An 8319-nucleotide genomic window follows, 5' to 3' on the forward strand; every position below is an offset into this window, starting at 1 on the left:
GTATGAACTGGAGGAGCACGAAGGGCGGCCCTACGTGGTGACGGAGTACGTGCCGGGCTGCTTCCTCGAGGCGGCCACCGCCACCGCGCTGCTGGAAGGCCGCAACCTGTCACCGGCCTTCTGCTGCTACATCGCCGCCGAGGTGGCCGACGCACTCCACCATGCGTGGCACCGCACGGGCCCCGGCGGCGAAGCACTACATATCGTCCACCGGGCCGTCAGTCCCATGACCATCCGCCTGGGACTCCAGGGAGAGGTGAAGCTCACCGACTTTGGCGTGGCCTGGTCGAACCTGCCCGGCCGGGTCCACACCGCTCCCCAGGTGCTGCGGGCGGATGCGGCGTACGCCGCCCCGGAGGTGATGCGCCTCCAGCCTCCGGACGGACGCGCCGACCTCTACTCCCTGGGCCTCGTGCTGCTGGAGCTGCTGTCGGGCCAATACCCGTTGGATCCGCCGGATGTGGCGCTGCCCGCGGACGCATCCCCGGAGGTGGCCCGGTACAATGCCCACGTCCGCGCCGAGCGCACCACCTGGACCAGCGTGGGAACGCTGGCCGACCGCATCCAGCGCTTCGGCCCGGAAGACGTGGAGCGGACAGCTCGGGGCCTGCCCGGGCAGTTGAAGCACCTCCTGCACAAGGTGCTGCGCGGCAACCCGGACGACCGCTACCAGACGGGCGCCGAGCTGCGCGATGACCTGAGGGCCTACCTGCGCCTGGGCAAGCCCTTCGGAGCGCGGGAGGCGGCGGCGGAGCTGGCGCCCCTCCTCTTCAACAAGAAGAGGTCCCCCCACGAGACGCGCGCCTTCCCCACCGAACAAGGTGTCCTGCCCACTCCCGAGGAAGAATGAGCCCCGACCTCAAGGAGAAGAGAACGCTGGCCGTCCGCCTGGGAGAGGTCTTGCGCAAGGCCCGTCTGGAGGCCTCGCTCACCCAGGCGGACGTGGCCGAGCGCGCGGGCCTCGTCACCGAGGTCTACGGACGGGTGGAGCGGGGCCGGATGCTGCCCAGCCTCCCCAAGCTGCGCAAGCTCTGCCTGGTGCTGCGGGTGGACGCCAACAACGCCCTGAGACTCGTGGGCCATGAGGAGCCCGTCTGGCTGGAGGAGAACACCGGGCCCACCTTGAACGACTCCCCCCGGATGCGCCGCCTGCAACGCACGCTGCGGGGGTTGGACGAGGAGCAACTCGCCGCCCTCCACGTCATGGCGCACACCCTGGCGAAGCTCTCCCACCGGCGGAGTCCTCCGGTCGCTGAAGAGCGGGAGCCCGCCCCGGGCCCCCTCACGACATGAGGTTGCTGTCCGCTACCTCCAGCAGCTTGCGCAGCAGCGCCAACCTTTCTGGAGACCACCCACGCAAGAGGTGGACGATGCGACTGAGCTCCGGGTGCTCGCCAGACTCGGGAGAGGGCCTCGCGACGGCCCCCTTCCCCTCCTGAACGAGCAGGGACAGGAGCACATCCGCGGAGATGCCCAGGGCCACGCACATGCGCCGCAGCGTGGGCACGCTGGGCATCATCGTCCCGCGCTCGACCCGCCCGTAGACGCTCGAGCCCAGGTCCACCTTCGCGGCCATCTCCGCCTGCGTGAGGCCCAGCCGCAGCCGGGCCGCCCGGGCGGCATCCCCCAGGAGGCGTTGCAGCTTCTCGTCCATGGGCTGCATCTACCGCACCCTCCCCGCGTGGTCACCTCCTCGTCACCCCTCCGCCTTCTTCTCCGCACGCAGCGACGAGGGTTGAGCGGCAAGGCTCTCTGGAAATGCAGTGGCCTACGAGTAAGGTTCCCCCATCCGCGAGAAGGGGGAGCCACATGGCAACGAAATCCGCGCGCAAGGCAGCCACCACCACGACCCGCCGGCCCCGCAGGAAGAAGGCCGAGCCCGCCTCCCGGGGACTCACCGCCGCCCAGGTGGCCAGCGAGTCCGCCAGCCCCTCCCCGGAGCTGGTGCAGGGCATCCAGGAGGATGGCGGCCAGGTGCTGAGCGTCTACCGCGACCCGCTGGGCGGACACACCGTGGTGTTCGCCGCCCTGCCCATCGACAAGGTCGAGCCCACCCCCTACCAGCGCGACGTCTCCGAGCCCCACGTGAAGCGCCTGGCCAGCGCCATGGAGCGGTTGGATCGCTTCCTGGACCCCATCATCGCCATCCGCAAGGAGGGCAAGTACTGGACGCCCAACGGCAACCACCGGCTCCAGGCTTCGAAGCTCCTGGGTGGCAGGTCCATCATGGCGCTGGTGCTGCCCGACGAGGACGTGGCCTATCAGATCCTCGCCCTCAACACGGAGAAGGCGCACAACCTCAAGGAGCGCTCGCTGGAGGTCATCCGCATGCACCGGGGCCTCACCGGGGCGCGCGCCGGCAAGGAGTCCGACTTCGCCCACCTCTTCGAGGAGCCCGCCTTCCTCACGCTCGGGGCCGCCTACGAGAAGCGGCCACGCTTCGCCGCGGGCGCCTACCACCCCTTCATCAAGCGCGTGGAGTCCTTCCTGGGCCTCCCCATGGCCGAGGCCCTCCGGGTGCGCGAGGCCCGCGCGGACCGGATCCTGGAGCTGGACGACGCCGTGGCCACCGTGGTCTCCGCCCTCAAGGAGCGGGGCCTCCAGAGCCCCTACCTCAAGAACTTCGTGGTGGCCCGCATCAACTTCCTGCGCTTCAAGAAGGAGGGCACCGCCGAGTTCGACCCCACCGTCACCCGGATGATCTCCAGCGCCCGGCGGTTCAACCTGGAGAAGGTCAACCGCGAGGATCTCGGCCGCATGAGTGGGCCCCTCCTGGCCTCCGAGGACGAGGAATAGGCCTTGCAAGGCCGCTGAGCACCATGACGACCCCTCCCACCACCGTCCTCGTCGTCGATGACGATCGCGCCAACCTGGACTCCGTCGCCCGCATCTTCCAGCGCGAGGGCCTGGAGACGCTCACCGCCAGCAACGGCACCGAGGCCCTGGAGCTGCTGCGCCGGCCCGAGGTGAGCGTGATGGTGACGGATCTGATGATGCCCGGCATGGACGGGCAGGAGCTGCTCAAGGTCTCGCGCACCCTGCGCCCGGACGTGGAGGTGGTGCTGATGACGGCCTACGGCACGGTGGAGACGGCCGTGTCCGCCATGAAGGATGGGGCCTACGACTTCATCACCAAGCCCCTCAAGCGCCACTCGCTGGTGAAGTCGGTGCAGAAGGCGCTGGAGCGACACGAGCTGGCGGCGGAGAACCGCGTCCTCAAGGCGAAGCTGGCCGAGATGGGCAGCACCGGCGGGCGCGCCATGGTGGGCCAGTCCCCCGCCTTCCGCGCCATGATGGACACCATTCGCCAGGCCGCTCCCTCCACGGCCACGGTGCTGCTGCTGGGCGAGTCCGGCACCGGCAAGGAGCTGGCCGCCCGCGCCCTGCACGAGCTGTCCAACCGGGCCAAGGGCACCTTCGTCGCCATCAACTGTGGCGCCCTCCCCGAGAGCATCCTCGAGGCGGAACTCTTCGGCGTGGAGCGCGGCGCCTTCACCGGCGCGGTGGCCCGCCGCGAGGGCCGCTTCGAGCGCGCCACCGGCGGCACCCTCTTCCTGGACGAGGTGGGGGAGATGCCCTTGTCCGCCCAGGTGAAGCTCCTCCGGGTCCTCCAGGAGGGAGAGCTCGAGCGCCTGGGCGGCACCCAGACGGTCAAGGTGGACGTCCGCATCATCGCCGCCACCAACAAGGACCTCCAGCGCGAGGTGGCCGAGGGCCGCTTCCGCGAGGATCTCTATTATCGTCTCAATGTGGTGGAGGTGCGCATCCCCGCGCTCGCCTCGCGCCGCGAGGACATCCCCCTGCTGGCCGACGCCTTCCTCCGCCGCTTCGCCGCCAAGAACGGCAAAACCCTGCGCGGCTTCTCCCCGGATGCCCTGGGCGTCCTGGAGAACTACGCCTGGCCGGGCAACGTGCGCGAGCTGGAGCACGCCGTGGAGCGCGCCGTGGTGCTCGCCCGGAGCGACATCCTGGAGGTGGGGGACCTGCCCGACACCGTGCGCAAGGGCCCCGTGGGCTCGGCCGGACAACTCGTCATCCCCATCGGTACCCCCATGGAGGAGATCGAGCGCCGGGTGATCCACGAGACCCTGCGGCACACCAAGGGAGACAAGACCCTCGCCGCTCGGCTGCTGGGCATCGCCGCCCGCACCATCTACCGCAAGCTCGAACGAGAGGCCTCCGGCTCCTCGGGCGGCGGAGAGGGGCCCGCCTCCCCCGCCGCGGAATGACAGCCCGTCACGCCGTTCGCTCGGTTGCTGACATTTTGTCCAAAGCCGTCGGGGCGCCGGCTCCCGTCATCAGCGGCCCGGCTTATTCCGGAATGATTTCAGGAACTTGGCTGTAAGGGTCGGGTTGCCCGCCTCCCCCGGTGGATGGCACCCCACTTGCTCAATCCCGAGCAGGCCCTCTCTGGACGTGTGATGGAACTCTTCTTCCGCAAGTACTTCTGGACCGTGAACCTGGTCTTCATCCTGCTCGTCGCCCTCCTGGCGGCGCGCACGGTGAACCTGTTCGTCGAGTCCGCCCTCACTCCCGTACCCTCGGGCCAGGTGTCGGCGCCGCAGAAGGCGAAGACACACGAGGTGCTGGCCTCGCTGGACATCCGGCGCCTGTCGGACCTGACGGGCGTGGCCGTGCCCGAGCCCGAGCCCGCGGTGGTCGAGGCCGCCACCCCGGTGGTGGACCCCAACGCCGCGCCGGTGAAGAGCGGCCTGCGCGTCAAGCTGCTGGGGACCCTGGTGGCCAACGACAAGCTGTGGTCCGTGTCCTCCATCCAGGACATGACCAACCAGCGCTCCACCACGTACATGGTGGGCGACCGCATCCAGGGCGCCGAGGTGATCGACATCGAGCGCTCGCGCGTCATCATCCTCAACAACTCCCGCAAGGAGTTCATCGACAACCAGCCCGGGGACGGGGCCGGGGCCGTGGCCGCCTACACCCCGCCGCCGGTGCCCAACGGCCCGCCCGTGCAGGCTCCCGGCAACGGCCTGGGCAACGGCATCCGCGCCGTCAGCGAGAACGACTACGAGGTGCCGCGCACGGAGATCGACCGCACGCTGGCCAACCTCAATGACGTGGCCATGCAGGCGCGCATCGTCCCGGCCTTCAAGGACGGCCAGGCCCAGGGCTTCAAGCTCTTCTCCATCCGCCCCGACTCCATCTACTCGAAGATCGGCGTCCAGAATGGCGACGTCATCAAGCGCATCAACGGCTTCGAGCTCAACAGCCCGGAGAAGGCCCTCGAGGTCTACACCAAGCTGAAGGAAGCCTCGCGGATCGAGATCGAGCTGGAGCGCAACGGGTCGAGCATCCGCAAGAACTACAACATCCGTTAACCCGCAGCGCGCAGTACCCCTGCCCTCCATGAAGACGCTTCCGTCCTGGTTGCTCCTGCTGTGCCTCGGGCTGTCCCTGCCCGCGCTGGCCCAGCGCCGCCCCGGCTCGCCTCCTCCCGCTGGTGGCACGACAGTCGCCCAGCAGACCCCCGAGTCTCCCGAGGGCGGCGGCGCCACCATCCGGCCCACGCCCTCGTGCGAGGAGGTCCGGCGCCGTGCCCGCTTCGGCATCTACTTCAAACAGGTGGACATCACGGAGCTGGTGCAGACCGTGTCGGACGCGACCTGCAAGACGTTCATCCTCCCGGAGAACGTGCGCGGGAAGATCTCCATCATCGGCCCGGAGAACGGGCGCGTGGAGGTGAACGCGGACCAGTTCTACGCCGCCTTCCTCGCGGCGCTCGACGCCAACGGCCTGGCCGTCTACCAGCACGGCGGCTTCCTGAAGATCGTCGACAAGCGCGCCGCCAAGCAGAACCCCATCCCCACGCTCATCGACGGTGACGCGCCCTACACCACCAACGAGCAGATGATCACCAAGCTCTTCCGCATCAAGAACGTGGAAGTGGAGCCCCTGCGCGGCGTGCTCCAGCAGCTGGTGTCCAAGGATGGCGACACCATCCCCTACCCGCCGGACATGATCATCATCAACGACGTGGGCTCCAACGTGCACCGCCTGGAGCGCCTCATCGATCAGCTCGATGCGCGCTCGGCCAGTGACGAGGTCCGCATCATCCAGGTGCAGTACGCCACCGCGGCGGACGTGGCCACCACCATCCAGAAGATCTTCGAGCAGAAGGGCGGCGCCCGCCCCGGCGCCCGTCCCGGCGCCCCCACGATGATGCCGCCGCCCGGAGGCGAGGGCGGCCCCATCAACACCAACCCCGAGGGCGGAGCGGCCGGCGGACCGGTGACGTTCTCGCAGATGATCCCCGACGAGCGCACCAACAAGCTCATCGTCGTGGCCAGCCCCGCCGCCTTCGAGCGCATCCAGAGCATGGTGCGCGAGCTGGACATCCCCACCGCGGGCACCGAGCGCATCAACGTCTACCCGCTGGAGAACGCCAACGCGGAGGAGATCGCCAGCACCCTGCAGACGCTCGCCCAGGGCAGCGCCAGCCGCCCGCGTGGCGCCATGCCGCAGCCGCCCCCCGGGGTCACCCGCCCCGGTGGGGGCACCACCGGCGCCGCCGAGCTCTTCGCCGGTGAGGTGAAGATCTCCGCGGACAAGGGCACCAACTCGCTGGTCATCATCGCCAGCCAGAGCGACTACCGCAGCCTCGTGCGCGTCATCCGCGAGCTGGACAAGCCCCGGCGCCAGGTGTTCGTCGAGGCCGTCATCATGGAGGTCAACCTGGACCGCAACAACGAGTTCGGGCTGAGCCTGCACAGCGGCTACTCGCTGTCCACGCCGCTGGGCCAGGGCGCGGGCATCGCCGGCACCAAGTACACCCGCCAGGGCCTGCCTCCCTCCTTCTCGCTGGCCAACCTGGCCAGCTTCGGCGGCTTCCTCGCCGGCCTCCAGGGCCCCGTCATCCCCGAGCTGAAGAACCTGGGCATCGACATCCCCGCCTTCGGCGTGGTGCTGCACGCGCTCCAGCAGAGCTCGGACGTCAACGTGCTCTCCACCCCGCACATCCTCACCACCGACAACGAGGAGGCGGAGATCACCGTGGGCCAGAACGTGCCCTTCCAGGCGGGCTTCACGCCCTCCTCGCTGGGCAGCGGCCTGGGCGCCGGGACCGGCGCGGGCGCGGGCGCGGGTGGCCTCAACCCCTCGCTGCTCGGCGCCCTGGGCGGCCTGGGCAGCCTCTACGCCCCCATCAACCGCCAGAACGTGGAACTCAAGCTCAGCGTCAAGCCGCAGATCAACGAGAGCGACTTCATCCGGATGACGATCACCGAGCAGACGGAAGAAATCGCCTCGACGGATCCGGTGCTCGGTCCCACCACGTCCAAGCGCAGCGCGAAGACGACGGTGGTGGCCAAGGATCAGGAGACGGTCGTCATCGGCGGCATCATGCAGGACCGCACCATCGAGTCCGTCTCCAAGGTGCCCATCATTGGCGACGTGCCCCTGATCGGCCACCTGTTCCGCGAGACGACCCGCCGCAAGACGAAGACGAACCTGCTGCTCTTCCTCACGCCCTACATCATCCGGGACCAGTCGGACTTCCGGCGCATCTTCGAGCGCAAGATGGCCGAGCGGCAGCAGTTCGTGGAGCAGTTCTACGGCCAGGTGTCCGGCTACGACGTGCCGGTGGACTTCGAGCGGAAGACGGGCCCGCTGGGCCGCATGCGCCGGGTGCTGCGCACCGAGGAGCAGAAGCTGGAGAATGGCGGCCCGGGCAACCCCGGCGAGCGCGTCATCCGGCCCGAGGGCACGAGCGGCATGCAGCCGGCCAGCCCCTCCGCCCCCGGCACGAGGTCCACGTCCACCCGGGGCGGGGAAGTCTCGCCGGCCCAGGGGGGTTCCTTGGCTCCAGTTCCGTCGGAGGAGCCCACCCCCGTGCAGCCTCCGCCCGCGCCTCCCGAGGAGGAGCGGCTGCGCATCCAGCCGGACACGGAGGAAAGGTAGACCATGAGCCTGCTCGCTGACGCGCCCCTCGCCAAGCCCGCGCCTGACGCTTCCACCCAGGTCATCGCCAATGGCCCCGCATACCTGTGCGGCCGGCCGCTCGGGGAGATCCTCCGCGCCACCACCGGACTCACCGAGGACAAGCTCCAGGAGGCCCTCCAGCTCCAGATGGAGAAGGGCGGCCGGCTGGGGGAGATCCTGGTGGGCATGAAGGCGCTCGGCGAGGAGGACGTGGCCAAGGCGCTCGGCCTCCAGCTCGACCTGCCCTACCTCGCGCGCCTCTTCCTGGAGGAGGTGGACACCGAGCTCATCAAGCGGGTGCCCATCAACTTCGCCAAGCAGGCGCGCATCCTCCCCCTCACCGTGGAGGGAGACACCGTGGCCCTGGCGGTGGCGGATCCG

Annotated in this window: 7 protein-coding genes and 1 pseudogene; 7 read left to right on the top strand and 1 reads right to left on the bottom strand. The window is 69.5% G+C overall.

The genetic code is table 11. The features are described 5' to 3' along the window. Positions 1 to 850: protein kinase domain-containing protein (locus VF794_RS20680; protein WP_331113008.1), on the top strand; the 850-nt coding region annotated here is incomplete at its 5' end. Further along, complete coding sequence (locus VF794_RS20685) at positions 847 to 1293, top strand: helix-turn-helix transcriptional regulator (RefSeq protein ID WP_331113010.1); 447 nt, start codon at positions 847 to 849, stop codon at positions 1291 to 1293. The genes VF794_RS20680 and VF794_RS20685, both read left to right, overlap by 4 nt. Here the strand turns inward: VF794_RS20685 and VF794_RS20690 are convergent. Next, entirely contained in the window at positions 1283 to 1663 is a 381-nt protein-coding gene (locus VF794_RS20690; RefSeq protein WP_331113012.1) for a helix-turn-helix transcriptional regulator, read from the bottom strand. The genes VF794_RS20685 and VF794_RS20690 overlap by 11 nt on opposite strands. 146 nt (positions 1664 to 1809) lie before the next feature. Between VF794_RS20690 and VF794_RS20695 the strand changes: the two genes are divergently transcribed. The 5 genes and pseudogenes from VF794_RS20695 to VF794_RS20715 form a co-directional block, all read left to right on the top strand. Then, on the top strand, positions 1810 to 2796 hold the full coding sequence (locus tag VF794_RS20695) for a ParB/RepB/Spo0J family partition protein (RefSeq protein ID WP_331113014.1): 987 nt from the start codon (positions 1810 to 1812) through the stop codon (positions 2794 to 2796). A 23-nt stretch (positions 2797 to 2819) separates the two neighbouring features. Further along, the gene (locus VF794_RS20700; protein ID WP_331113016.1) at positions 2820 to 4229 is read left to right on the top strand and encodes a sigma-54 dependent transcriptional regulator; all 1410 of its coding nucleotides are present in this window, start codon (positions 2820 to 2822) and stop codon (positions 4227 to 4229) included. A 192-nt stretch (positions 4230 to 4421) separates the two neighbouring features. Continuing rightward, the gene (gspC, locus tag VF794_RS20705) at positions 4422 to 5339 is read left to right on the top strand and encodes a type II secretion system protein GspC (protein ID WP_414640930.1); all 918 of its coding nucleotides are present in this window, start codon (positions 4422 to 4424) and stop codon (positions 5337 to 5339) included. A 28-nt stretch (positions 5340 to 5367) separates the two neighbouring features. After that, positions 5368 to 7917 carry a type II secretion system secretin GspD gene (gspD, locus tag VF794_RS20710; RefSeq protein ID WP_331113020.1) on the top strand — a complete coding sequence of 850 codons (2550 nt, stop codon included), beginning with the start codon at positions 5368 to 5370 and terminating at the stop codon, positions 7915 to 7917. A gap of 3 nt (positions 7918 to 7920) precedes the next feature. After that, positions 7921 to 8319 (top strand): annotated as a pseudogene (locus tag VF794_RS20715) (type II secretion system protein GspE); the annotation flags it as partial.

It is taken from the genome of Archangium sp. (assembly GCF_036389735.1).
Classification (GTDB): domain Bacteria; phylum Myxococcota; class Myxococcia; order Myxococcales; family Myxococcaceae; genus Archangium.